Here is a 24,154-nt window from a genome sequence, read left to right as displayed (position 1 = left end):
GCTAGCGGCGCGGGCGGCAGAGGAGGTAGACGCTGCTCACCGCGGGGTCGCGCTTGGCCAGCGGGGACGCGTAGACGCGCAGCCGGAAGCGCCGCAGCTTCTTCTGGTACTGCGAGACGTCGGGGATGTCGAGGCCGATCGACGCGCCCTCGACCAGCGACGGGCTGTACGCGTAGGTCCCGCCCGGGCAGAGGAAGGAGAGCCCGCGGCGGCCCTCGCTGCGCGCGACCTCGACCCGGCGGCGCAGCATCACGTGCCCACGCGGCACCTTGCCGCCCAGGTCGTAGGACCGGCCGGGGAAGTCGACCGGCATGCGGCTGCCGGGACCGAGCGTCTGCTGGGTGCCGACGGTGAAGGCGTGCGCGTCGCCCACCGGCAGCAGCGCGCTCAGCGCGCCGGCGAGGACGGCGGCGGCGACGACGAGGCCGAGGCGGCGGGGCGAGGTGGTCTTGGCGGGCATCTCCATGGACCCCAACGACGGCCGGGCGGGAAGGTCCCGGTCCTGGGTCAGCGGATGACACCAGATCGAGGATCGTCCTGGGCAGGTGGTCGCGGCGCTCAGGCCCGCGATCGAGCGAGGTGTGTGACGCACGAGGTGGTGGGGACCTCGAACGTCACGGACCTCCCGCCCGCGCCGCCCGCCGGTGGGCGTCAGTAGCCCCAGCGCCGGTACAGCGCGTCGGCCTGCGCGGGCGTCGCGTACCGGTGGTCGGCCCGGAAGGGGCCGTCGTCGCGCACGAACGCCATGTCGACCTGCGCCAGCGCGCCGTCGAGCGGGCGCAGGTGGCCCTGGTAGACGTCGTAGGGCGAGAAGCCGGCGGCGCGCATCCAGGCGACCACGTCGGCGAGCTCGGCGCCGCCGGGGACGAGCTGGAAGAAGGAGACCTCGAGCAGCACCACGTCGGTCTGCGCGAGCGTCTCGCGGGCGCCCTCGAGGACCTGGAGCTCGGCGCCCTCGACGTCGACCTTCACGACGAAGGGACCGGGCAGCGCGTGGTTGGCCACGAGGTCGTCGACGCGGACCACCGGGACGGTGCGGCGCGGCGCGGGCGTGCCGTCGGGCTCGCGGTCGCCCAGGACCGAGGAGCAGGCGGGCACGCGGTGGACGGCGATCTCGAGCTTGCCGGGCTGGGGGCCGGCGGCGGCGAGGGCGTAGGCCGAGCCGGGCCGGGCCGCGCAGATCGCCTTGAGGTCGCCCTCGTGCTCGGCCAGCGGCTCGACGAGCAGGACGGGCAGCCCGGGGAAGGCGGCGTAGAGGTCGGGCGTGCCGCGGGCCACGCCGACGTCGACCACCGCCCCGGGCCGCAGCCCCAGGCGCTGGAGGTGGGCGAGGACCTCGGGCAGCGTGCGCCGCGGACCCCCGCCGCCCGTGCGGCGCACCTCGAGGCCGGCGCGCGCGAGGACGTCCTTGACGACCGGGCGCAGACGGGCCTTGGCCTCCGCCGCCGCGGCCTTGGCGCGGTCGGCCGGGGAGGCGCTCACGCGGCGGCGCGCAGGACCGAGCGGATGAACAGCGCCTGGAACGGCAGCCGCGCCCAGAGCAGGGCCCTGGGGATCCTCGGGAAGCGCTCAGGGTGCAGCGCCATGTGGATGTTGGCCGGGAAGACGGCGAGGATGGTGGCGACGAGCCACCACGCGCCGCGCTTGCGCGTCGTCGGGTTGGACGACAGCAGCGCCAGGCCGCCGGCCGCCTCGGCGACGCCGCTGGCGTACACGAGCTCCCGGTGGGCCGGCAGGTAGTCCGGCACGATCGCCACGAACGGCTTGGGGACCAGGAAGTGCAGGGTCCCCATGCCGATGAAGGCGCCGGCGACGCGGGTCCTCGAAGCGCTCATGGGCAGCCATCCAAGCACATGGCAGGATGGCCCCCGTGGCCGAGCTGACCGTCTACGAGAAGCCCACCTGCACGACGTGCCGCAAGCTCGTCGCGCTCCTGGACGAGCGGGGCGTGGACCTCGACCGGGTCGACTACCACGTGCGCGGCCTCACGGAGGCCGAGCTGCGGGCCCTCCTGGCCAAGCTCGGCACGGGACCCCGCGAGGTCCTGCGCACCCGCGAGGCGCTGGTCAAGGAGCTCGACCTCCCCGGAGAGCGCAGCGACGACGAGCTCGTCGCGCTCATGGTCGAGCACCCGCAGCTCGTCCAGCGCCCGATCGTGGTCCACGGCGACCGCGCGGTGCTGGCCCGTCCCGTCGAGCGCGCGCTGGAGCTCCTGTGAGCCCCTCGCTGGCCTTCCGCGAGGAGCGCCCGGACGGCGAGCCGCGCGGGACCCTGCTCTGCGTCCACGGCTTCCCCGAGTCCTCGGCGATGTGGGCGCCGCTGCTGCGCGACGCCGCGCGGGCGGGCTGGCACGCCATCGCCCCGGACCTGCCGCCGGCCGGCGGCTCGGCGCCCGACCCGCCGCACACCTGGACCAACCAGGTCCGGCGCCTCGACGCCTTCGTCGACGAGCACGACCTCGGCCCGGTCGTCCTCTGCGTCCACGACTGGGGCGGGCTCATCGGCCTGCGCTGGGCCTGCGACCGCGGGCCCGGCGCCGTCCGCGGCCTGGTGATCAGCGACACGGGCTTCTTCGCCGACGGCACCTGGCACGGCATGGCCCAGACGATGCGCACCCCCGGTGAGGGCGAGCAGCTCGTGCAGGCCTTCGACCCCGCGACGCTCGCCCAGACGCTGCGCGCCCTGTCGCCCGGCATGGGGGAGGAGGAGCTCGCGGACTACGTCCGGCCGTTCGCCACCGAGGCGGGCGGCGCCGCGACGCTCGAGCTCTACCGCTCGGGCGACTTCGAGGAGCTCGGGCCCTACCAGGGCAAGCTCGCCGCCCTCGGCGTCCCGGCGCTCGTCGTGTGGGGCGCGGAGGACCCGTTCTCGCCCGTGGCCGGCGCGCACCGCTTCGGCAAGGAGCTCGACGCCGAGGTGCTCGTCCTCGACGGCGTCGGGCACTTCGTCTTCGACGACGCGCCCGAGCGGACCTCAGCCGCCGTGCTCGCCTTCCTCGACCGCCTCTGACGCCGCGGCGTCCGGCCAGCCGGGCTCCATCTCGAACTCCTCCTCGCCGATCGTCAGGACGATCGGGTCGTCACCCCGCGCGGCGACGCCGAAGCGCAGGTCCGGCGTCGTCGTGTCGAACTGCGCCATCGCGACCGAGCGCCCGCCGATCAGCCGCGCGAGGTCGCGCGTCGCGCGGGCGAGGTGCTCGACGCCGCCGATGGTCGCGGCGACCTCGCCGCTGGCCGGGTCGACCTCGAAGGGCGGCAGCTGGCGGACGTCGACGAGGCCCAGCGGCGGTGCGTCGAGCTCGATCGCGTGGGGCAGGTGCACGACGCGCGTCCCGTGCTGGACCTCGATGGGCAGCAGCCGGCCGACGTCCACCAGCGCGGGACCGTCGCCCTCGTCGGTGCCGTCGACGACCGCGACCGCCCGGACCGCCCCGCTGTGGTGCAGGAACTCCCGCAGGGTCGCGATGACCGGGTCCAGCGCCCCCGCGCTGGCCACCAGGTCGATCGGCTCATCGTGGTGCTCGCCGGCCATGCAGCGCGGAGGGTACGGGCGGCGGCTGCACGACGAGGAGCAGCCGCGCCGCGAGGACCTTGCTGCCCTCGAGCCGCAGCCGCCCGCGCAGCACGAGCCACGTCACGGAGCGCTGGCCGACGGCGAGGCGCAGGAGGTCCGCGTCGGAGAGCTCGAGGACGAGGTCGGGCGGGGGGTCGCCGGCGCCGGCCCGCGTCAGGCGGCCCCCGGCGGCGTCGACGTGCAGGCGCCGGACGAGCGTCCGGCCGCGCTGGGTGTGCACCCGCCACTCGACGACGGCCTCCAGCGACGAGCCGCGGGCGATCCGCCCGGGCATGGCGCGCAAGACGGCCCACAGCACCGGCGGGCCCCAGAGCGGCGAGCGCAGCCGCCGCTCGAGCTCCTCGTCGGAGGAGGAGACCACCTGGTGCGCCAGCCGGGGGGCGCCGTGCCGCACGAGGAGCGGTCCGAGCGCCGCCACGGGGCCGGACGCTACCGCCGGGCGCGCCAGGACGCCCGCCCAGCGCATGGAATGCGTATGGAAGTCGCACAAGCGCTCAAGTTCGCCGCCCGCGCGCCGATGCCGCATGCGTGACGCCCGCTACGGCCGTGGGGAGGACGGTGGAGCGCCGGACGCTGACGGTCCTGACGATCGAGGACCACGCCGGCTTCGCGCACCTCCTGCGCCGCCAGCTCGAGGCCGACCCGCGCACCGCGTTCGTCGTCCGCCACGCCCCGACGCTCGCCGAGGGCGTCGAGGACCTCGCGCTGCACCAGGCCGACTGCGTCCTGCTCGACCTGACGCTGCCCGACGCCGAGGGGCTGCAGGCCCTGGAGGTGCTGCGCTCGGTCGCCTTCGACCTGCCCGTCGTCGTGCTCAGCGGCCGCGCCGACGAGGACCTCGCGATGCAGGCCGTGCAGGAAGGGGCCCAGGACTACCTCGTCAAGGGCGAGGCCGACGGGCGGCTCATCGCCCGCGCCTGCCAGTACGCCGTCGAGCGCAAGCGCTCCGAGCTCCAGCTCGCCCACCAGGCGCTGCACGACGGGCTCACCGGCCTGCCCAACCGCGCGCTGCTGCTCGACCGCCTCGCCCAGGCCGTCGCGCGCACCGGCCGTCGCGACGGCAGCGTCGCCGTGCTCTTCTGCGACCTCGACCGCTTCAAGGTCGTCAACGACTCGCTCGGCCACAGCGCCGGCGACGACCTGCTCGTCCAGGTCGCCCACCGACTGCGCAGCGCGCTGCGCCTCGGCGACACCGCCGCGCGCTTCGGCGGCGACGAGTTCGTCGTGCTCTGCGAGGACCTCGACGGCCCCGAGCAGGCCCAGGCGCTGGCCACCCGCATCACGTCCGCGCTGCGCGCGCCCTTCCGCCTCGACGGCGCCGAGGTCCCCGTCCGGGTGAGCGTCGGCATCGCCCTGTGCGACGGCCCGACGGTGCGCCCCGAGACGCTGCTGCGCGACGCCGACGCCGCCATGTACCGCGCCAAGGAGCGCGGCGGCGGGCGCCTCGAGCTCTTCGACCGCGCGATGCATGACCGCGCGGTGCGCCGGCTGGAGGTCGAGACCTCGCTGCACCGGGCGATCGAGCGCGACGAGCTCGAGCTGCACTTCCAGCCGCAGGTCGCGCTGCCGCGCGGCGGGGTCTGCGGCGCCGAGGCGCTCGTGCGCTGGCGCCACCCCGAGCGCGGCCTCGTCCCGCCGTCGGAGTTCATCCCCGCCGCGGAGGAGACCGGGCTGGTCTACGACCTCGGCGCCTGGGTGTTCGAGCGGGCCTGCCGCCAGTGGGTCGCGTGGGGCGGGCCGGAGCTCGAGGTCGCCGTGAACCTCTCCGCCCACCAGTGCCAGCGCACCGACCTGCCCGAGCTCTTCGCGCACACGCTGCGCCGCACGGGGGCCGACCCGCGGCGGATCTGCCTCGAGGTCACCGAGACCGCGGTCATGGGCGACCAGGACACCGCCGGCACGGTGCTCGGCGAGCTCAAGGCGCTCGGCCTCGGCCTGGCGATCGACGACTTCGGCACGGGCTGGTCGTCGCTCAGCGCGCTGCAGCGCTTCCCGTTCGACCTCGTGAAGATCGACCGGTCGTTCGTCGCGGCGCTCGGGCCGCAGGGCGGCGAGGACGGGTCGATCGTGACCGCGATCGTCTCCCTCTCCCACGCCCTGGGGATGCAGGTCGTCGCCGAGGGCGTCGAGACCGACGGCCAGCGCCGCCGCCTGGCCGACCTGGGCTGCGACGTCGGCCAGGGCTACCTGTTCGCCAGGCCGGCCCCCGCCGGCGCGGCACCGCCCGCGATCGCCGTCTAGAACCGCGCCTCGGCCAGCCGGCGGCGGACGGTGTCGCGCCACGGCGCCGGCGCGAAGCGCTCCTCCAGCGCGGCGATCGCCGCCTGGTGGTCGTAGGCGACGCGGCGCAGCTCGAGCGTCCCGTCGTCGGCGACGAGCGCGTACGCGGCGCGGTGGTCGCCGTCGCACGGCATGCCGACGCTGCCGGGGTTCACGAGCTCGATCCCGCTCTCGGGCTCCGTGCGCGAGAACTGCACGTGGGTGTGGCCGAAGACGAGGCGCCGCGCGTCGTCGACGCCGCGCAGCAGGTCGGCGTCGCCCTCGGCCGGCTCGGGCGCGAAGGACGCCATGTCGGAGGTGGGGGACGCGTGGCAGAACAGCGTGTCGCCGGTGCGGTGGGTCCCGGGGAGGGCGACGAGCCGCTGGACCTCGTGGTCCTCGAGCAGCTCCGCGGTCGCCTCGACCATCGTGGGGTCGGGGAGGTCGGAGCGGTCGGCGAGCCAGCGCTCGGTGTTGCCGCGGATCCAGACCGCGTCCTCGAGCGCGTCGAGCGCCGCCAGGCACTCGCGGGGCCAGGCGCCGAAGGCGACCAGGTCGCCCCCGAGCAGCCAGCGCGACGCACCCGCCGCGCGGGCGTCGTCGAGTGCCGCCTCGAGCGCCGGGAGGTTGCCGTGGATGTCGTACAGCACGCCGGTGGGCATGTGAGGATCCTCCCCGTGGAGCTCCGCGGGACAACGCTGTCGCTGCGCTTCCCCGTGCCCGGCGACGCGCCCCGGCTGTTCGAGCTCGGCGCCGACCCCGAGGTGACGAGCTGGTTCTCCTGGGGGCCGTACACCGCCGAGGAGCAGGCGGCGGCGTGGATCGCCCGCCAGCCGGCCGAGCGCGACGCGCTGCGCCACCTCGACTTCGTCGTGGTCGACCCGGCCGACGGCGTCGTGGGCGTCATCGGCCTCAACGAGCTGTCCGTCCGGGACCGGCGGGCGATGGTCGGCACGTGGATCGGCCGGGACTGGTGGGGGACAGGCGTGAACCAGGCCGCCAAGGCGCTCGTCGCCCACCTCGCCTTCGCGGTCTGCGGCCTCGAGCGCCTCGGGGCCTACACGAACCCCGAGAACCGCCGCTCGACCGCCGCGCTGGCCCGGCTGGGCTTCGTCTGCGAGGGGACGCTGCGCCGCTGGCACCGCCACGGCGACCGGCAGCTCGACGTCCACGTCCACGGCCTCCTGCGCGCCGACTACGAGCGCGGGCCCCTGGCCGGCCAGCCGGTGACGCTGGTGCGCTCGCCGCCGGCCGGCTGGGTCGTGCGCGGCTAGCCGTCGCGGTCGGCCGCGCGCGCGGCGTGGCCGGCCATGAGCTCGCGCTGCACGTTGCGCGGCTCGTCGCCCGGCTGGCGACGCTGCCAGGCGCCGTCGGCCTGCAGCTCCCACGCGTTGGTGTCGTCGGCGAAGCAGCGGTCCAGCGTGTCGGCGAGGTCGCTGCGCACCGCCTCGTCGCCGATCGGCACGACGAGCTCGACGCGCGTGTCCAGGTTGCGCGGCATGAGGTCGGCCGAGCCGATGAAGACCTTCGTCTCGTCGCCGCGCTCGAAGCTGAAGATCCGCGAGTGCTCGAGGAAGCGCCCGACCACGGAGACGACGCGGATGTTCTCGCTGACGCCCTCGACGCCCGGCACGAGGCAGCAGATGCCGCGGATGTTGAGCTCGACGTCGACGCCCGCGCGCGAGGCCTCGTAGAGCGCCTGGATGCAGCGCTTGTCCACCAGCGAGTTCATCTTCATCCGGATGCGGGCGTGCTCGCCGCGCTCCTTGGCGTCGATGGTCTCGCGGATCTCGGTGATGATCCCGTCGCGCAGGTGGGTCGGCGCGAGCAGCGCCTTGCGGTAGCCGCGCGGCCGGGCGTAGCCCGTGAGGAGGTTGAACATGTCGGCGACGTCGGCGCCGAGCTCCTCGTCGCAGGTGAAGAGGCCGAAGTCCGTGTAGAGCCGCGCGGTCGTCGGGTGGTAGTTGCCGGTCCCGACGTGGACGTAGCGGCGCACGCCGTCGCCCTCCCGGCGCACGACCAGGACGCACTTGGCGTGGGTCTTCAGCGCGGGCAGGCCGTAGACGACGTGGACGCCCGCCTCCTCGAGCTTGCGCGCCCACTCGATGTTCGCGCGCTCGTCGAAGCGCGCCTTGAGCTCCACGAGGCAGGCGGCCTGCTTGCCGCGCTCGGTCGCGCGCATCAGCGCGGGCACGAGCGGCGTGTCGTCGGAGGTCCGGTAGATCGTGATCTTGATCGCGAGGACGTCCGGGTCGGCCACGGCCTGCTCGACGAAGCGCTCGACCGACGTGCCGAACGAGTCGTAGGGGTGGTGGACGAGGACGTCGCCCTGGCGGATCTGGCCCAGCAGGTCGGGCGCCTCGCCCTCCTCGCCGGTGAGCCGCGGCTGGGTGACCGGCGACCACGGCTTGTCGCGCAGCTCCTCGCGGCCGGGGACCTTGAGGAGCTGCTTGACGTCCTCGAGGTCCAGCGGCCCGTCGATCTCGTAGACCTGGCGGGCCTCGACCCCCAGCGCCTCGGTCAGCCGGGAGGCCAGCTCGTCGGTGATGCCCTCGCCGAGCTCGAGGCGCACGACCTCGCCGAACCGGCGGCGGCGCAGCTCCTGCTCGACGGCGCGCAGGAGGTCGTCGGCCTCGTCGGAGACCTCGAAGTCCGCGTCGCGCGTGACGCGGAAGACGCCGTGGTCGAGGACCTCCATGCCGGGGAACAGCGCGCCGAGGTTCTCGGCGATGAGGTCCTCGAGGGCGACGAAGGTGTCGGTGCCCTCGCCGACCTCGACGAAGCGGGGCAGGATCTCCTTGGGGACCTTCACGCGGGCGAAGGTCACGTGGCCGCCGACGGGGTCGCGGACGAGCACGGCGAGCGACAGCGACAGGTTCGAGATGTAGGGGAACGGACGCCCGAGGCCGACGGCCAGCGGCGTCAGGACCGGGAAGATCTGGCGCACGTAGCGCTCCTGCAGCGCGGCGCGCTCGTCCTGGTCGAGCTGGTCGAGGCTGACGATGCGGATGCCGTGCTCGGCCAGCGCGGGGCGCAGCTCGCGCTGCAGCAGGCGGGCCTGGCGCTCGACCAGCGGCTCGACCTTCGCGCGGACCTCGTCGATGACCTGGTTGGGCGTGCGGCCGTCCTGCTTGGGACGGTCCAGGCCGGCCTCGACCTGGTCGTGCAGCCCGGCGACGCGGATCATGAAGAACTCGTCGAGGTTCGACGAGAAGATCGAGCAGAACTTCACGCGCTCGAGCAGGGGGACCGACGGGTCCTCGGCGAGCTGCAGGACGCGGTCGTCGAAGTCGATCCACGAGAGCTCCCGGTTGAAGAAGAGCGCCGGGTCGTCGAGGTCCGAGGGCGCCGGCTCCACGGGCTCGGGCCCGATGGGGGTCTCGACGTCGCGGATGGACTCCTGCGTGAGCTGCTGCTCGGGCGGCGGGGTCATCGTGGGCCCGACGCTACGAGGCAGGCGGCTGGGCAGTGTGAAGGCGGTGTCAACAGGCCCATCGGGGCGGGTCTACCCGATGGCGCCCATGAGGTCCAGCGCGACGCCTTCGCGCAGGCCGCCGGCCCCGAGGCGCAGCGGTGCGCCGAGCTGCTCGCCGGCGGCGCGCAGCAGCACGAGGCCGGCCGGGAGGATCCGCGCGCGGCGCGGGTCGAGCCGGTGGCGGCGGGCCACGGCGGCGGCGGGCGCGCCGCACAGGCGCTCGAGCGCGGTGTCGAGCGCCTCGCGGTGCAGGTCGGTCCCGAGCAGCCGGGCGGTCGTCGTCGCCGAGCCGCCCGCGGCGAGCACGAGCGGGGGGCGGTGCGGGCAGGCCAGCCCCGCCAGGGCGCGGGCGGCGCGGGCCGACGCCTCGGCGAGCTGGCCGGCGGTGGGCGGGTCGCCGAAGTCGCAGCCCTCGCTGAGGTTGCGGGAGCCGAGAGGGGTCGAGGCCCACCACGCGACGCCGGTCCCCGCGGCGCCCACGGCGACCTCGGTCGAGCCGCCGCCGACGTCGACGACGGCCACCGGCTCGCCTGGCAGCCGCTCCTGGGTGGCGCCGGCGAAGGCCAGCCGCGCCTCCTCGGCAGCGGGGAGGACCTCGACGCCGAGGGGCTCGAGCGCGGCGCGCAGGTCCTCGCGGGCGCGCAGGAGCGCGGTCCCGACGATGCGGATGCGCTGCGCGCCCGCGGCGCGGGCCGCCTCGCGCTGGGCGGTCACCTGCGCGGCGACGTGCTCGGGCGTGGCCGGGTCGTTGAACGCCCGGCGCTCCAGGACCGGCCGCACCGTGGCGCCGGGTCCCGGCTCGGCCACCAGCAGGCGCGTGGTGTTCGAGCCGACGTCGACGCAGGCGACGACCATGCCCCGACGATCCTGCCAGTCCGCGCGCCGTCTCGCCCCCGGAGTTGCCAGGATGCAGGGCGGTGTCCGTCCCCGCCATCCTCGTGCGCGACCTGCGCAAGGCCTACGGCGGCGTCGAAGCCGTGCGCGGGCTGTCGTTCGAGGTGGCCCACGGCGAGGTCTTCGGGCTGCTCGGCCCCAACGGCGCCGGCAAGACGACGACCGTCGAGGTGCTCGAGGGCCACCGCGAGCGCGACAGCGGGATCGTCTCGGTCTTCGGCCTCGACCCCGGGCGGCGGCCGCGCGCCCTGCGCGAGCGGGTCGGGATCGTCCTGCAGTCGTGCGGGATGTACCGCCACATCACCGTCCGCGAGGCGCTCACGCACTGGGCCGGCCTGTACCCGCGGCCGCGCAGCGTCCACGAGGTGCTGGAGCTCGCCGGGCTCGAGGAGAAGGCCGACGCGAAGGCGCGCGAGCTGTCCGGCGGCCAGCTGCGCCGGCTGGACTTCGCCCTGGCGCTCGTGGGCGACCCGGACCTGATCTTCCTCGACGAGCCGACCACCGGCTTCGACCCCGAGGCGCGCCGCGCGGCGTGGGAGGTCGTGCGCTCGCTGCAGGAGCTCGGCAAGACCGTCCTGCTCACGACGCACTACCTCGACGAGGCCCAGGCCCTGTGCGACCGCGTGGCGATCGTCAAGGACGGCGCGATCCTCGCCGAGGGCCCGCCCGCCGAGCTGGGCACGGGCGCCTCGCGCTACACGGTGTGCTGGCGCGACGAGGCCGGCGAGCTCCAGGCCCGCGAGACCGAGGACCCCACGGCGCTCCTGCACCAGCTCACGAGCGCGGCGCTCGCCCGCGGCGTGCCGCTGCGCGACCTGTCGGTGACCCGCCCGACGCTCGAGGACGTCTACCTCGAGCTCACCGCGACGCCGGAGGAGGCGAGCGCGCGTGGCTGACGCCGCCGCCCTGGCCTGGCGCCAGTACCGCCTCGAGCGCCGGATGTTCTGGCGCAACCCGAGCGCGGCGTTCTTCAACTTCCTGCTGCCGATGCTGTTCCTGCTCCTCTTCGGGGCGATCTTCAACGGCTCGCAGGAGGACCTCGACGTCATCGTCCCGGGCATCGCCGGCATGAGCGTCATGACCACGACGTTCAACGCGCTGGCGATGAACCTCACGTTCCTGCGCGAGCAGGGCGTGCTCAAGCGCATGCGCGGCACGCCGCTGCCGACGGGCGCCTACCTCGTCGGCCTCTTCGGCAACGCGGTCACCAACGCGGCGATCCAGCTCGCGCTCGTCGTCGTCGCGGGCAAGCTGCTCTTCGGCGTCGACTGGCCCCCGGAGCCCGCCGCGGTCCTCGTCTTCGCGGTCGTCGGCGTCGTGACGTTCGCGGCGCTCGGCGTGGCGATGAGCCACCTCATCCCGAACTTCGACGCCGCCCCGGCCTACACGAACATCGTGTTCCTGCCGGTCATCTTCATCTCCGGGGTCTTCTACGACGCCGACGAGGCGCCCCAGCTGCTGCGCGACGTCGCCGAGGCCCTCCCGCTCACCCACCTCATCGACGGCCTCAGCGCCGCCATGGTCTCCGGCGCGCCGCTGGGCGACCACCTGGGCGACCTGGCGTTCGTGGCCCTGTGGGGCGCGGCGGGTGTGGTGCTCGCGGTGCGCGGGTTCCGGTGGGAGTCGCGGCGGTAGCTGCGCGCCGCGTCGCGCCCCGCCCCGCGCGAGCGCCATCGATCGGCGGATCCTCCGCTCTCAGGACGGACGATCCGCCACTCGATGATCGGCGACGTCGGGCGCTAGGCCACGGCGCGCGCCATCGCCCGTCCCGCCGTCCGGCCGCTGAAGAGGCAGCCGCCCAGGAAGGTGCCCTCGAGCGCGCGGTAGCCGTGCATCCCGCCGCCGCCGAAGCCGGCGACCTCACCCGCGGCGTACAGGCCCGGCAGGGGCGCGCCGGAGGGCTGCAGGACGCGGGCCTCGAGGTCGGTCTGCAGGCCGCCCAGCGACTTGCGCGTGAGGATCGACAGGCGGACGGCGATGAGCGGGCCCGCCTCGGGGTCCAGGAGGCGGTGGGGCGCGGCGACGCGGGTGACCTTGTCGGCGAAGTACGCGCGGGCGCCGTGGATCGCGGTGACCTGCGCGTCCTTGGCGTAGGGGTTGTCGATCTGGCGGTCGCGGGCGACGACCTGCGCCTCGAGCGACGCGAGGTCGATGAGGTCCTCGCCCACGAGCGCGTTCATGCCCTGGACGAGCTCGGGGAGCGTCTTGCGGACGATGAAGTCCTCGCCGTGGTCCATGAACGCCTGGACGGGGCTGGGCGGGCCGCTGCCCAGGCGCTCGCGCAGCACGGCCCTGACGCTCTTCGAGGTCGTGTCGGGGTTCTGCTCGGAGCCTGAGAGCGCGAACTCCTTCTCGATGACCTTCTGGGTCAGGACGAACCACGAGTGGTCGTGGCCCGTCTGCTGCAGGTGGGCGAGCGTCGCGAGGGTGTCGAAGCCGGGGAAGAGCGGCGCGGGGAGGCGGCGGCCCAGCGCGTCGAACCACATGGACGACGGCCCGGGGATGATCCGGATCGCGTGCATGGGCCAGATGGGGTCCCAGTTGTGGATCCCCTCGACGTAGTGCCACATGCGGTCGGCGTTGATCTCGTGGGCGCCCGCGGTCTTGGCGATCTCGAGCATCCGCCCGTCGACGTGGGCCGGGACGCCGGAGATCATGTGCTTGGGCGGCGGGCCGAGGCGCGCGGGCCACTTGGCGCGGACCAGCTCGTGGTTGCCGCCGATGCCTCCCGTGGTGACGAGCACGGCCTGGGCGCCGACCTCGAAGTCGCCGACGACGCCGCGCGTGCTCTCCTGCCCGCGGCCGGTGGTGCACGGCTCGAGGATCGCGCCGCGCACGCCGGTGACCGCCCCGTCGCTGACCACGAGCTCATCCGCGCGATGGCGGAAGCGCAGCTCCACGAGGCCCTTGCGCACCGCCTCGCGCACCCGCCGCTCGAAGGGCTCGACGACGCCCGGCCCCGTGCCCCAGGTGATGTGGAAGCGCGGGACGGAGTTGCCGTGGCCGTCGGCGTGGCCGCCGCCGCGCTCGGGCCAGCCCGGGTTGGGCAGCCAGCGCATGCCCTGGTCGTGCAGCCACGCGCGCTTCTCCCCGGCGCAGAAGCCGACGTAGGCCTCGGCCCACCTGCGCGGCCACTCGTCCTCGGGACGGTCGAAGCCCGCCGTGCCCATCCAGTCCTGCAGCGCGAGCTCGTAGGAGTCCTTGACGCGCATGCGTCGCTGCTCGGGGCTGTCGACGAACATCAGCCCGCCCAGGGACCAGAACGCCTGGCCGCCGAGGCACGCCTCGGGCTCCTGGTCGAGCAGCAGGACCTTGCGGCCGGCGTCGGCCAGCTCCGCGGTGGCGACGAGGCCCGCGAGCCCGCCGCCGACGACGATCACGTCAGCGTCCATCAGTCCCTCTCTAGAAGAGCGCCATGCCCGGCGCCACGTCGACCTCGACCAGCCGCGGCCCGCTCGCGGCGACGGCGTCGTCCAGCGCGGCGCGCAGGGCGTCGCGCGAGCGCACCCGCTGCGCCGGCACGCCGTAGCCCTGGGCGATGGCCGCGCTCTCGAGCGCCGGCAGGTCCAGGCCCGGCGCGCCGCTGACCTGCTCGGCCGCGGCGAACCACTTCAGGATCCCGTACTCCTCGTTGCGCAGGACGAGGAACGTCACGGGCACGTCGTAGGCGGCCGCGGTCCACAGGCCGCTGATCGCGTACTGCGCCGAGCCCTCGCCGAGGACGCACACCACCGGCCGCGACGGCTGGGCCAGCTGCACCCCGATGCCCGCCGCCAGGCCGTAGCCCAGGCCGCCGCCCGCGCAGAAGAAGTACGAGCCCGGCCGCGAGATGCGCAGGCGGTTGCGCAGCGCCAGCGTGCTCGTGGGCGACTCGAGGACGACGATGCCGTCGTCGGGCAGGGCCTCGCGCAGCGTCGCGTGGACCGCGCCGGGGCTGAGCGGGTCGGACTCCTCGACCGGCGGGAGGTCGGCCAGCGGCTCGGGCATCGTCCGCGACGTCTCCCCGACGGCGCCGAGCAGCGCCTCGACGGTGAGCCGGACGTCGGCGACGACCGCGTCGCCCGCGGGGGCACGGGCCGCCTCGTCCGGGTCGTTCGTGATCGCCACGAGCCGGGCGCCCGCCGGGATCGCCGGCCCCGCGATGTAGGGGTAGTAGGCGAAGACCGACGAGCCGACGACGAGGACGAGGTCGTGGCCCTCGAGCGTCTGGCCGATCGGCCCGATCGCCGGCGGCAGCACGCCGCGGAACTGCGGGTGGCCCTCCGGGAAGCCCAGCCGGCCACCCCCGGTGGCGGGCGCGGCCCAGACCGGCAGGCGCTGGCGCTCGGCCAGCGCGACCACGGCGTCCCAGGCGCCCGACGGGTCGACGTCCTGGCCCGCGACGAGCACCGGGTTGGACGCGTCCTCGAGCGCGCGGGCCAGCTCGGCGACGACGGCGGGGTCGGCCCCCGCGCGGCCCATGACGGTCCGCGCCAGCACGAGCCGCGTGTCGGCCTCCTCGACCTCGGCGCCCCAGTCGTCCATCGGGATCGACACGAAGGCGGGGCCCTGGGGCGGCAGCGACGCGCGGTGGATCGCGCCCGCGATCGCCGCCGGCACCTCCTGGGCGCGCAGCGGCTCGTGGCTCCACTTGACGTACGGGTGCGGCACCCGCGTCGCGTCGCGGTTGGAGAGGTTGGCGTGCATCGTCACATGCGCGCGGACCTGCTGGCCGGCGGTGATGAGCAGCGGGGACTTGTTGGCCTGGGCGTTGAAGATCGCCCCCATGGCGTTGCCCACGCCGGGCGCGGTGTGGAGGTTGACGTGGGCCACCGAGCGTGACGCCTGCGCGAAGCCGTCGGCCATGCCGACGACGACCGCCTCCTGGAGGCCGAGGACGTAGCGGAAGTCCGCCGGGAAGTCGGCGAGCATCGGCAGCTCCGTCGAGCCGGGGTTGCCGAAGACCGTGGTGATCCCCCGCTCGCGCAGGAGGTCGAACGTCGCCTCGCGGACCGTCGTCATGCGCGGAAGCCTCTCAGCCGCCGGTGGTGTAGGGCCGCGCCTGGACCTTCGGGAGCTTGTCCAGCCGGCCGTCGAAGCTGAACGGCTTGGCCTCGCGGCAGTTCGACGACGCGTTCTTGCAGTCCCACGCCTCGGAGCCGTTGTCGGTGTACTCGTCACCCAGGAAGGCCAGGGGGTTCGGGTACGCGTTGCCGCGGTTCGTCGGTAGCCGCCGCGGCCACATCGCGATGGTCTCCGTGCCGATCGGCCCGATCTGGCGCAGGTAGTGGCCGGGCGCGCCCTTGACGCTGCTCTGCGTCCGCGCGGCGGTGGCGACGCCGAGGTGGGAGAGCATGTCGGTGAGCGTGTGCTCGTGGACGCCGACCCAGTCGAGGATCGGGTTGAGCTGGCCGAGCCACGGGCCGAGCTCGCCGAGGAACGGGCGCAGGCCGTCGAGCACCTCGGTCGTGTCCGGCAGCGACCGGCGCGAGGCGGTGATGAGCGGGCTCATCCGCTGGAAGAGCCGGCGCAGGTCCGGCGCGAGGTCGCCGACGGACTCGAGCGTCGGCCCGAGGTCGCGGACCGCCGGCTCGAGGTCGACGAGCAGCGGGTCGGTGTCCTGCGCGAAGCGGTCCATGCGCCGGAACGTCGCACGCGACTCGTCGAGGAACGTCGGCAGGACCTTGAACGTCTGCGCCCAGTCCTCGCGCTGGCGCTGGATCGCGCTGAAGACGGTGTCGCCGTTGCGGATGAGCGACTGCAGCTGGCCCTCGCGCTTGGTGAGCGCCTGGAAGACGACCCCCGTGTTGCGCACCAGGCCGCGCAGCGCCGCGCGCTGGCGGTCGAGCACCCCCAGGAGGTCGCCGCCGTCCTCCACGAAGCCCGGCAGCGTGCCCAGCGCGTCGTTGACGTCGCCGCCGCGCCGGTCGATCGCGTCGCCGGCCGAGCGCTGCCACGTGCGCAGCGCCTGGCGCGTGTAGGGGTCGAAGGTGTCGAGGATCTCGTCGAGCTCGACGGTGTCCTGCACCCGGCGGTCGGCGAGCCGGCCGCCCTCGGGCAGCGCCGGCCCGTCGGCGTCGCCGAGCGCGAGCTCGACGTACGTCTCGCCCAGCAGCGTCTTCTGGCGCAGGATCGCGCGGGCGTCACGCGGCACGGGCGCGTAGCGCGGGTCCAGCTCGAGCGTCGCGATCGTCCGGTTGCGGTCGACGTCGTCGCGGCGCTTCTCGCGCACCTTGCCGACGGTCACGCCGGCCACCCGGACGTCGGCCTCGACGCCGAGCTGCGTGGCCTCCGCGAACGCCGCCTCCACGCGGTAGCCCTTGGGCTTGAGCGGCGTCGCGCCGCCGAAGCTCAGCCACAGGAACAGCAGCAGGCCGAAGCACGACAGCGCGAAGACGACCATCGCGGCGAGCCGGCCGAGGGTGGGAGCCTGCTTCTGCACTACCGGCCCTTCCCCGAGACGGACGTGCGCGTGACGCGCTGGTCCAGGTCGATCCCGCCGCACAGGCGCGTGTCGGTCAGGACGCCGGAGAGCCCGAGCAGCTGCTCGATCTGCGGGACGGCCTGGACCGTGCCGAGGATGGTCTGGCACGTGCCGCCGAGCGTGATGGCGCGCATCGGGCCGTGCGCGTCGGCGTTGGCGAAGAGGTTGACCGACTGGTGGCCGAGCCAGGCCAGCGCGAAGAGGAACCCCTCGTCGCGGCCGCGCTTGGCCGGGTCCTCGCGGCCCTCCGGGTTGCTGCCCAGCATGTTGAAGAGGTGGTTGAGGACCTTGAACGAGCGGGTGAGGCCGGGTTCGCCCTTGGCCAGGCCGTCGGCCACGGGCCGCAGGGTGCGGACCGTCGGCCGGGCGGCGCGCACGAAGGGGCGGACCTGCTCGCGCAGCAACGGCGCGGCCTCCTTGGCGAACGGCCGCACCGCCTCGTTGGCGCCGCGCAGCGAGCGCGCGACGGGGCGCAGCTCGTCGGCGGCCGGGCGCAGGACGCGCGCGAGGTCGCGGACCTCCGACATCGCGGAGCGCGTGCGCTCCAGCGCCCCCGGCAGCTCCCGGGCGATGCCCTCGACGCTGTCGCGCTCCGCGGCGAACTGGCGGAAGACCTTCGAGGAGGAGGCGACGAGCTCGGCGAGGTCCTCGTCCTTGGAGGCCAGCTCGGTGTTCAGGAGGTTCAGCGAGCGGATGAGCCGCTTGAGCTCCGCGCGGCGCTTGCTGACCTCGCCGGTGACGAGCGCCAGGTCGCGGTAGGTCGGCTCGAAGCGCTTGAGGACGTCGCGCAGGTCGTCGGCGCGGCCCTCGAGCCCCTGGCCGGCGCCGTTGACCAGGAGCTTGAGGTGGTCGCGCACGTCGGCGTCGAGGCCGGCGAGGACCTCGTCGGGGTTGACGTCGGGCAGCGTCGAGGAGATCGGCAGCGTCCAGCCCTCGTCGGCGACCTTCGCGGCCTTCGTGCCGGGGTCGAGCTCCACGAACATGTCCTTCAGGCCGGTGCGCGGGCGCAGGAACGCCGACGCGTCCTCGCGCACGAGGTCGCGGAACTCCTGGTCGAGCTCCATCGTGATGACGGCGCGCCCGTCCTCGACGCTCGTGGACCGGATGTCGCCGACGCGCACGCCCGCGACGCGGACGGTCTGGCCCTGGCCGGGCACGACGGCCTGCGCGGTCGGGAACTCGGCCTTGACGACGAACGGCTGCTCCTCGAGCAACGGCACGCGCAGGCGCTGCTCCTGGACGATGAACAGGCCGATGGCCAGCGCGACGCCCAGCAGGCCGACGACGGCCGCGAGGTCCTTGCCGCGGCGGGCGAGCAGGCGGGCCATCAGGGCCTCCTCCGCAGGACGCCCTGCAGGTCGCGCTCGACCAGCGGCTTGACCGAGACGCGGAAGCGCCGGTCGAGGCCGTCGAGCTTGAGGCGGTTGCGCAGCCAGTCCACCGTGCGCTTGGTGGCGACCTCGGCGCGGGCCACCGCGGCCTTGGAGGTGTGGTCGACCTTGATCGGCGTCGGCGGGTCGGCGGGGTCCGTGCGCAGGTCCGGCGCCTCCTGGGTCTCACAGGGGACGTCGGGGCGCAGCGGCGACATGCGCTGCGGCGGCGGGTTGACGCCCTGCAGCGGCACGCTCGTGCCGAACAGCCGGCCGTTGCCCAGCAGGTACGCGTAGTTCAGGGTCTGCGCGACGGTCTTGATGTACTGGCCGTTGCCGTCGAAGGAGCGGCTCTCGCCGGCGACGCCCGGCAGCCACTTGACGGCCTCCTGGAAGACCTTGCCCTTGGCCGGGACGAACGGGTCCTGGATCGTCGAGCTCGTCGTGGGCAGGACGACCTCGTTCTGGCAGGAGCCCAGCAGCCGCGCCTGCTCCTGGAGCTCCACGCCGCCCTCGTTGAGCTCGGCGAGGTCCGGGACGACCGGGCGCAGCTCGCGCACCAGGCCGCGCAGCTCCTTCGGCGCGGTGAGCGCGCGCAGCTCGCGCACGAGCGGCAGCTGGGCGTCGAGCGCGGGCCTGGCGGCGCGGGCGGCGGGGCGCAGCTCGGCGACGAGGCGCCGCAGCGGCGGCAGCGCGCCGTTGAGCTCGCCGAGCGCGTCGCGGCCGGTGATGAGCGTGTCGTCGAGCAGGCCGATGCCGCGCTGCAGCCGCGACTCCTGGTCGGCGAGCGCGTCGGCGGTCGTCGCGAGGTCGTCGACCAGGCCCTTGAGCGCCTCGGGGTCGCGGTCCAGCGCGCGGGCGACCTCGCCGGCGCCGGCGACGTAGCCGCTGAGGTCGCGCGGGCGCTCGCCGAGCGTCGCCTCGTTGACCACGGCGGTGCCGCGGAAGGCGGGCGACCACCAGCGGATCGCGCGGTTGGCCGCGTCGGCGCCGCCCTCGCTGTAGGCGTCGCCCAGCTCCTGGAGCAGCAGCCGCAGGTCCTCGCGCGTGTCGCGCTGCAGCGTGTCGAGGACCTGGCCGAAGCTCACCGGCGCGGCGGTCTGGCCGACGGGCAGCGTCGCGCCGTCGGACAGGTGCGGTGCCGAGGGCGAGCCGGGGCGCAGGTCGACGAACGTGTTGCCCTCGAGGAAGATGCGGGGGCGGACCTTGAGCGTCGCGTCGCGGTGGACCGGGAGCCCCTTGTCCTGGAGCTCCAGGACGACCGTCGCGCCCTTCGAGCCGTCGCCGGCGGGCTCGACGGAGGCCACCTTGCCGACGTCCACGCCCGCGACGCGCACCGGCGCGCCGGCCTTCACGCCGCCGGCGTCGCGCATGGCGGCGCGCAGCTCGAAGGGGTTGGCCAGCGGGTTGGCCTTCGTGTAGCCGAAGTAGCCGACGACCGCCGCGAGGACGAGGGTCAGCAGCCCCGCTGCGAAGGGCGACATGCCGCGGTCACGCACGCGCCGCATCAGTCGAGTTCCTCCGGGACCTTCGGGCCGAACTGCGGCGTGCGGGTGAAGGTCTGGCCCTGCGGGACCTCGGGACGGCCGGTGAAGGTGGGGCCCTGGACGCCCGGCGTGCGCGGGTCGACCGCGCCCTTGCGGTCCGCGGCGCCGTAGCGCATGACGCGCTCGAGGTAGCCGCGCTGGCCGCCCTCGCAGTCGGCCCTGCCGTCGGTGGTGATCGCGGCGGGGTAGGGCTGCGAGTGGATCGCGTACGGCACGCCCGTGAGGACCGGCTCGTTGTTGGCCGGCTTGTTGTTGGACAGCGTGCCGAGCGAGCCCAGCGACGTCGCCGTCGGGTTGACCGTGCGCGAGGCCTGCATGAGCAGGACGCGCTGCGAGGTGCCGGTCGGGTCGGGCTCGGAGATGTGCTCGCCCGCGTGCGTCCACGCGTAGTTGAAGTAGTTGCAGACCGTGATGTACGGCCCGACGAAGCGCAGGACCGGGTTGAGGATCCGCGTCGTGTCGGCCAGGCCGCGGAAGGCGACGCTCGTCACCGGGTCGCGGGACAGCCGGTCGACGGCGCTGAGCGTCTCGCGCAGCGGCTCGTTGAGCTGCGGGGCGCGGCGCTGGACCCGGGTGCCGGTCTCGAGCGCCGGGATGATCCGGGGCAGCGTGCGCGGCAGGGTCGCGGCGGCCTCCTGCACGGCGCCCGAGAAGCGGGCGAAGCGCGTGAGGAACGGGCGCTGGCGGCGCAGCGAGCTCGCGGCCACCTCGTAGGTCGGGCCCGACTTGTCGATCGTCGCCGCCAGCGCCTCGGGGGAGCGCGACCAGGCCTCGAAGACGTCGCCGGCGGCCTCGAACTGGTGGCGGTAGCGCCGGGCGACCGGGGCGACCGTGCGCGCAGCGTCGCCGAGCTCCTCGAACAGGCGGCCGAGCTGCGTGCCGGGGGCGGCGAGGGAGCGGGCGACCGGCTCGAGGTGGCCGAGCAGCCGGGGCGCGTCCTGGATGGCGAGGTTGAGCGAGGCGCCGCGGCCCGTGAGCGCGTCGCCGAAGCCCTGGAGGCCGCGGCGGGACCCGGTGCGCGTGCGCTCGTCGTAGACCTCGTACAGGTCCGCGAGCTCGACGGGGAAGCGCGCCTGCCGGGCGGGGACGGTGTCGCCGTCGGCGAACGTCCGCGCCGAGCGGCCGCGGGTGAGCTCGACGTACTTCAGGCCGAGCACGGAGCGGGGGCGCAGGCTGAAGGTCGAGTCGACGGGGATCGGGCCCGAGCCCTCGTCGAGCTTGAGCCGCACCTCGGCGCCGATCTGCCCGTCCGGCAGCCGCGCGGGCTCCATCTCGGTGACGAGGCCGATGCGGTAGCCGCCCTCGCGGACCTCGTTGCCCGGCAGGAGGTTCGCGCCGTTGTCCACGAGGAAGCGCAGCTCCGTCGTCGGGACGAACGGCAGGCCCTTGTTGGCGCTGTAGCTCAGGAACACCGCCACGACGACGACGAGCGTCGTCACCGCGCCCACGAGGACCGGGTTGGCGACGATGGAGCTGGCGGGGCGGCGGATCACGGGCCCAGGAGGAGGTCGAGGAGGGCGTCGGTGCCCCGCTGGGACGGCTGCCGGCTCGGGCCCTGCGCCTTGCCGCCGCCCAGCAGGCCGGGCAGGAGCCCCGGCTGGCGCTGGTCGGTGCCGGGGCCGAGCAGGCCGTCGAGCAGCTGCTGGACGCCCGGGATGAGGCCCTTGGGCTGCTCGGGCGCTGGGGCCTGCGGCGCGGCGCCGGGCGCGGACGGCGTCGTCGGGGCGACGGGCGCGGCGGTGTCGGTGTCGCGCGGGGCGACGGCGTCGTCGCGCGCGGGCGTCTCGGCCGTGCCGCGCCGCATGGCCGGCGTGGCGGTCTTCGTCGGGTCGGGGGTGCTGACCCCCGGGCGGCTCGGGCCCAGCAGCGCGGCGCAGCGCTGGTTGGCCGGCGCCTTGGCCTTGTCGGCGTCCTTGACGAAGAGGCAGCCCGCGTCGAGGAAGAGCGCGATCTTGAGGATGTAGTTGCGCCCGTCGGTGAGGTTGATGCCCTGGCTCTGGTTGAAGACGTAGCGCAGGAGGGCCTCGAGGCCGGTGAAGCCGGCGCCGCCCGGGCTCGCCGGGTCCTGCTCGACGGCGAACCTCCGGTCGTCGAGGTGCTCGAGGACGATCGCCGCGTTCTGGGCGAGCTCGGGCAGGTCCCTGGCGGGCTTCGTGAGCTCGACGAGCCGGGGGCGCAGCGCCTCGACCGCCGGCGTGCCCCGCTGCGTCGCGGCGGCGAGCGTCCGGACGGCGGGGCGCGAGGCCTCCGCGAACGGCCCGAGCCGGTCGAGGAAGCCGCGCAGGAGCGTCGCGTTGGAGCGCAGCGTCGTGAGCGCCTTGCCCTGGCGGTCGGCGGAGGCCTCCAGCAGCGGCATCGTCTGCGTCGCCTCGGCCAGGAAGCGGGGCAGCGCCCGCAGCTGGCGGCGCAGCGCGGCCGGGCGCCCGGCGCCGACGCGTGCCGTGTCGCGCGCCTCGGCGACGAAGCGCGTCACGTCCTCGCGGCCCTCGGCCAGCTCGCCCAGGACGGTGTCGGCGTCGCGGTAGAGGTCGCGGATCGTCGCCCGCTGCCGGCGCAGGACGGCCAGGACGCGGTCGGTCTCCCGGAGGGCCGGGCTCGCGCGCTTGATCGTCTCGTTGAGGTCGCCACCGCGGGCGGCCAGGCCGGCGCCGAGCTCGCCGAGGATGATCGACATGCGCTCGCGGTAGGGGCGGCGCATGATGTTGTTGACGAGGTCGACCGGGATCGTCGAACCGGTCTGGCTCACTGGCACGAGCCCGCCCTCGGGCAGCCGCTGGGCCGACGTGCCGGGCCGGCAGTCGACGAAGTACTCGCCGATGAGCGACTGCGGTCGCGTCTGGCAGAACGCGTCCTTGCGCAGGTCGCCGAAGCCCTTGCGGTCGACCTCGACGTCGACGAGGGCGCGCATGTCGCTCCGGTCGAGGCGCAGCTTCGAGATGCGCCCGGCGCGGACGCCGGCGATCTTCACGTCGGCGCCCTCGATCAGCCCGAAGGCGTTGTCGAGCTCGACCGTGTAGCGGACCCGGCCCTCGCGCTCCTCGCCGCCGGCGCCCGACAGGGCGGCCCAGAGCGCCGCGAGGGCGACCACGAGCAGGAGGGGTCCCGCCAGGCGCCTCACGGGCCCACCGGTCCCTGCGTCTCGTCGCAGTTGAAGTCCGGCGAGGGCTTCCACAGCGCGCCGCGCTCGATGGAGCCCGGGCAGCGGTTGTTCTGCCCGACGGCGACGACGGAGTCGAAGAGCTGCTGGCGCAGCTCGGGCGGCACGGGACGCAGCAGGCCGTCGACGAGCGAGAAGGCGCTGACGGAGATCGCGCTGCGGTTGAAGTTGCCGTTGGCGTCGTAGGCGCCGGAGTGGCCGAAGTCGTCGAACCAGCCGGTGAGGTCGACGCTGTAGGGCCGCAGGAACGCCAGCTGCGGCGTCTGGCCGCGCAGCGACGTCGTGCCCGTCGGCAGCGCGCCCGCGCGCTGCTCCCCGTTGCGCTCGCGCGTCTCGACGGCGACGTCGTGGAGCGCCGGCACGCGCTTGGCGAGGTCGAGCAGGTCGTTGTCGGCGCCCGGGCGGCCCGCGAGGGCGGCGAGGTCGCGGACGGTCGGGACGGCGTCGCGCGCGAACGGGCGCAGCTCGGCGAGGACCTTGCGCAGCCGCGGCGCGACGGGCTTGGTCTCCTCGACCAGCGGGGCGACGTCGTCGAGCGTCGAGCGGAGGTTCGCGAAGGTCGTGTTGGCCCGGCGCAGGAACGGCGGCAGCGTCCCCACGGCGCGCGAGAGCGAGCCCTCCTCGGCGGCGATGGCGCCGGTGGCGGTGGCGAGGCGGTCGACGAGGCCGGAGAGCGACTCGTCACGGTCGGCCAGGTCGGTCACCAGGCGCGACGAGGACACGACGAAGCGCTCGAGCAGCGCGGAGGCGCGGTTGAGCTCGGCGAAGAGCCGCTGGCCGGCGACGAGCGAGGGGTTGAGCGCCTCGAAGCCCGCGTTGGCCTCCTCCTCGCTGCCGGCGTAGATCCGGCCGTTGCCCCGGACCACGTCGCGCAGGCCCTTGCGGGTGCGCTCGTCGAACAGGGAGAAGAACGTGTCGACGTCGACGGCCGAGGAGGTCGCGCCGGCGTCGATGAGCCCGCCGTCCGGGATGGCGGGCGGGCTGCGGCCGGCCTGCTGCACGGGCAGGCGCAGGTCGATGTAGCGGTTGGCCTGGCCCGAGAGGGAGGCGAGGCGGATGCTCGCGCGCGTGCCCTCCGGCAGCGGCGCCAGGTCCTCCTCGTCGATCTGCAGCTCGACGTCGGCCTGCCCCCGGTCCGAGAGCCGGATCTCCTTGACCGTGCCGACCTTGCGGCCACCGGCCTGGACGAGGTTGCCGGGCACGAGCGCGGTCGCGGCGTCGAAGCGGGCGGTGACCTCGTAGCTGTCGCTGCCGCGCAGGAGCGCGACGGCCGCCGCGGCGACCGCGAGCAGCACGACCAGCGACGCCCCCAGGCGCCCACGACCCCCGTCGCTGTGCTCGCTCTCCTGCCGCACCGAGTCCCCTTCGCCCGACTCCCCAGTCGGGCGAACGCGACCGTACCGGAGTGCGCGGCGG

22 protein-coding genes are annotated in these 24,154 nt (G+C 74.9%); 6 read left to right on the top strand and 16 right to left on the bottom strand.

Annotation, left to right across the window (positions count from 1 at the left end; genetic code table 11):
• Position 1 precedes the first annotated feature (1 nt).
• The 3 genes from JUB12_RS08185 to JUB12_RS08175 form a co-directional block, all read right to left on the bottom strand.
• Positions 2–460 (bottom strand): hypothetical protein, encoded by a 459-nt coding sequence (locus JUB12_RS08185; RefSeq protein ID WP_205699124.1) that lies wholly within the window; start codon positions 458–460, stop codon positions 2–4.
• A gap of 191 nt (positions 461–651) precedes the next feature.
• On the bottom strand, positions 652–1,482 hold the full coding sequence (locus JUB12_RS08180; protein WP_205699123.1) for an FkbM family methyltransferase: 831 nt from the start codon (positions 1,480–1,482) through the stop codon (positions 652–654).
• On the bottom strand, positions 1,479–1,835 hold the full coding sequence (locus JUB12_RS08175) for a hypothetical protein (RefSeq protein ID WP_205699122.1): 357 nt from the start codon (positions 1,833–1,835) through the stop codon (positions 1,479–1,481). Before JUB12_RS08175 ends, JUB12_RS08180 begins: the two co-directional genes overlap by 4 nt.
• A 26-nt stretch (positions 1,836–1,861) precedes the next feature.
• Between JUB12_RS08175 and JUB12_RS08170 the strand changes: the two genes are divergently transcribed.
• Both JUB12_RS08170 and JUB12_RS08165 read left to right on the top strand, forming a co-directional pair.
• Positions 1,862–2,218 (top strand): arsenate reductase family protein, encoded by a 357-nt coding sequence (locus JUB12_RS08170; protein ID WP_241004462.1) that lies wholly within the window; start codon positions 1,862–1,864, stop codon positions 2,216–2,218.
• A complete protein-coding gene (locus JUB12_RS08165; protein ID WP_205699120.1) occupies positions 2,215–3,009 on the top strand; it encodes an alpha/beta fold hydrolase in 795 nt (264 codons plus the stop codon). Before JUB12_RS08170 ends, JUB12_RS08165 begins: the two co-directional genes overlap by 4 nt.
• On the opposite strand, the gene JUB12_RS08160 is transcribed toward JUB12_RS08165, so the two are convergent.
• Positions 2,974–3,531, bottom strand: a complete 558-nt coding sequence (locus JUB12_RS08160; protein ID WP_205699119.1) for a hypothetical protein — start codon at positions 3,529–3,531, stop codon at positions 2,974–2,976. The genes JUB12_RS08165 and JUB12_RS08160 overlap by 36 nt on opposite strands.
• Positions 3,509–3,991, bottom strand: coding sequence for an SCP2 sterol-binding domain-containing protein (locus JUB12_RS08155; RefSeq protein ID WP_205699118.1), 483 nt, complete (start codon positions 3,989–3,991; stop codon positions 3,509–3,511). The genes JUB12_RS08160 and JUB12_RS08155 overlap by 23 nt, the downstream gene beginning before the upstream one ends.
• A 140-nt stretch (positions 3,992–4,131) precedes the next feature.
• On the opposite strand from JUB12_RS08155, the gene JUB12_RS22245 reads away from it, so the two are divergent.
• Positions 4,132–5,814, top strand: a complete 1,683-nt coding sequence (locus JUB12_RS22245) for a bifunctional diguanylate cyclase/phosphodiesterase (RefSeq protein ID WP_205699117.1) — start codon at positions 4,132–4,134, stop codon at positions 5,812–5,814.
• On the opposite strand, the gene JUB12_RS08145 is transcribed toward JUB12_RS22245, so the two are convergent.
• Positions 5,811–6,494 (bottom strand): metallophosphoesterase, encoded by a 684-nt coding sequence (locus JUB12_RS08145; protein WP_205699116.1) that lies wholly within the window; start codon positions 6,492–6,494, stop codon positions 5,811–5,813. The two genes, JUB12_RS22245 and JUB12_RS08145, sit on opposite strands and share 4 nt — an antisense overlap.
• 15 nt (positions 6,495–6,509) lie before the next feature.
• On the opposite strand from JUB12_RS08145, the gene JUB12_RS08140 reads away from it, so the two are divergent.
• Entirely contained in the window at positions 6,510–7,106 is a 597-nt protein-coding gene (locus JUB12_RS08140; RefSeq protein ID WP_205699115.1) for a GNAT family N-acetyltransferase, read from the top strand.
• Here the strand turns inward: JUB12_RS08140 and ppk1 are convergent.
• The gene (gene ppk1 / locus JUB12_RS08135) at positions 7,103–9,265 is read right to left on the bottom strand and encodes a polyphosphate kinase 1 (protein ID WP_205699114.1); all 2,163 of its coding nucleotides are present in this window, start codon (positions 9,263–9,265) and stop codon (positions 7,103–7,105) included. The two genes, JUB12_RS08140 and ppk1, sit on opposite strands and share 4 nt — an antisense overlap.
• A 72-nt stretch (positions 9,266–9,337) precedes the next feature.
• The gene (locus tag JUB12_RS08130) at positions 9,338–10,162 is read right to left on the bottom strand and encodes a hypothetical protein (RefSeq protein ID WP_205699113.1); all 825 of its coding nucleotides are present in this window, start codon (positions 10,160–10,162) and stop codon (positions 9,338–9,340) included.
• Positions 10,163–10,224: 62 nt separating this feature from the next.
• On the opposite strand from JUB12_RS08130, the gene JUB12_RS08125 reads away from it, so the two are divergent.
• Together JUB12_RS08125 and JUB12_RS08120 are read left to right on the top strand one after the other, a co-directional pair.
• Complete coding sequence (locus tag JUB12_RS08125) at positions 10,225–11,097, top strand: ABC transporter ATP-binding protein (RefSeq protein ID WP_205699112.1); 873 nt, start codon at positions 10,225–10,227, stop codon at positions 11,095–11,097.
• Positions 11,090–11,836, top strand: coding sequence for an ABC transporter permease (locus tag JUB12_RS08120; protein WP_205699111.1), 747 nt, complete (start codon positions 11,090–11,092; stop codon positions 11,834–11,836). Before JUB12_RS08125 ends, JUB12_RS08120 begins: the two co-directional genes overlap by 8 nt.
• A gap of 104 nt (positions 11,837–11,940) precedes the next feature.
• On the opposite strand, the gene JUB12_RS08115 is transcribed toward JUB12_RS08120, so the two are convergent.
• From JUB12_RS08115 to JUB12_RS08080, 8 genes are read right to left on the bottom strand one after another with little or no spacing between them, the layout of a single operon-like run.
• Positions 11,941–13,593, bottom strand: coding sequence for an FAD-binding dehydrogenase (locus tag JUB12_RS08115; RefSeq protein ID WP_205699110.1), 1,653 nt, complete (start codon positions 13,591–13,593; stop codon positions 11,941–11,943).
• 10 nt (positions 13,594–13,603) lie between these two features.
• Positions 13,604–15,202 (bottom strand): benzoylformate decarboxylase, encoded by a 1,599-nt coding sequence (gene mdlC, locus JUB12_RS08110; RefSeq protein WP_205699109.1) that lies wholly within the window; start codon positions 15,200–15,202, stop codon positions 13,604–13,606.
• A gap of 13 nt (positions 15,203–15,215) precedes the next feature.
• Positions 15,216–16,622 (bottom strand): MlaD family protein, encoded by a 1,407-nt coding sequence (locus tag JUB12_RS08105; protein WP_205699108.1) that lies wholly within the window; start codon positions 16,620–16,622, stop codon positions 15,216–15,218.
• Positions 16,622–17,992 (bottom strand): MlaD family protein, encoded by a 1,371-nt coding sequence (locus tag JUB12_RS08100; RefSeq protein ID WP_205699107.1) that lies wholly within the window; start codon positions 17,990–17,992, stop codon positions 16,622–16,624. Before JUB12_RS08100 ends, JUB12_RS08105 begins: the two co-directional genes overlap by 1 nt.
• Entirely contained in the window at positions 17,992–19,542 is a 1,551-nt protein-coding gene (locus tag JUB12_RS08095; protein ID WP_205699106.1) for an MlaD family protein, read from the bottom strand. The genes JUB12_RS08100 and JUB12_RS08095 overlap by 1 nt, the downstream gene beginning before the upstream one ends.
• Positions 19,542–21,074 (bottom strand): MlaD family protein, encoded by a 1,533-nt coding sequence (locus tag JUB12_RS08090; protein ID WP_205699105.1) that lies wholly within the window; start codon positions 21,072–21,074, stop codon positions 19,542–19,544. The genes JUB12_RS08095 and JUB12_RS08090 overlap by 1 nt, the downstream gene beginning before the upstream one ends.
• On the bottom strand, positions 21,071–22,699 hold the full coding sequence (locus tag JUB12_RS08085) for an MlaD family protein (protein ID WP_205699104.1): 1,629 nt from the start codon (positions 22,697–22,699) through the stop codon (positions 21,071–21,073). The genes JUB12_RS08090 and JUB12_RS08085 overlap by 4 nt, the downstream gene beginning before the upstream one ends.
• A complete protein-coding gene (locus tag JUB12_RS08080; RefSeq protein ID WP_205699103.1) occupies positions 22,696–24,093 on the bottom strand; it encodes an MlaD family protein in 1,398 nt (465 codons plus the stop codon). The genes JUB12_RS08085 and JUB12_RS08080 overlap by 4 nt, the downstream gene beginning before the upstream one ends.
• Positions 24,094–24,154: the final 61 nt, after the last annotated feature.

The organism is Conexibacter sp. SYSU D00693 (genome assembly GCF_017084525.1).
Classification (GTDB): domain Bacteria; phylum Actinomycetota; class Thermoleophilia; order Solirubrobacterales; family Solirubrobacteraceae; genus Baekduia.
The sequence above is the reverse complement of the archived record's forward strand: the minus strand, read 5'-3'. Positions and strand labels throughout refer to the sequence as shown.

Coding starts and splice junctions, on each gene's coding strand:
- JUB12_RS08095 (WP_205699106.1), bottom strand. CDS start 19,542: ATGCGGCGCGTGCGTGACCGCGGCATGTCGCCCTTCGCAGCGGGGCTG.
- JUB12_RS08170 (WP_241004462.1), top strand. CDS start 1,862: ATGGCCCCCGTGGCCGAGCTGACCGTCTACGAGAAGCCCACCTGCACG.
- JUB12_RS08185 (WP_205699124.1), bottom strand. CDS start 460: ATGCCCGCCAAGACCACCTCGCCCCGCCGCCTCGGCCTCGTCGTCGCC.
- JUB12_RS08115 (WP_205699110.1), bottom strand. CDS start 13,593: ATGGACGCTGACGTGATCGTCGTCGGCGGCGGGCTCGCGGGCCTCGTC.
- JUB12_RS08175 (WP_205699122.1), bottom strand. CDS start 1,835: ATGAGCGCTTCGAGGACCCGCGTCGCCGGCGCCTTCATCGGCATGGGG.
- JUB12_RS08160 (WP_205699119.1), bottom strand. CDS start 3,531: ATGGCCGGCGAGCACCACGATGAGCCGATCGACCTGGTGGCCAGCGCG.
- JUB12_RS08145 (WP_205699116.1), bottom strand. CDS start 6,494: ATGCCCACCGGCGTGCTGTACGACATCCACGGCAACCTCCCGGCGCTC.
- JUB12_RS08130 (WP_205699113.1), bottom strand. CDS start 10,162: ATGGTCGTCGCCTGCGTCGACGTCGGCTCGAACACCACGCGCCTGCTG.
- JUB12_RS08100 (WP_205699107.1), bottom strand. CDS start 17,992: ATGGCCCGCCTGCTCGCCCGCCGCGGCAAGGACCTCGCGGCCGTCGTC.
- ppk1 (WP_205699114.1), bottom strand. CDS start 9,265: ATGACCCCGCCGCCCGAGCAGCAGCTCACGCAGGAGTCCATCCGCGAC.
- mdlC (WP_205699109.1), bottom strand. CDS start 15,202: ATGACGACGGTCCGCGAGGCGACGTTCGACCTCCTGCGCGAGCGGGGG.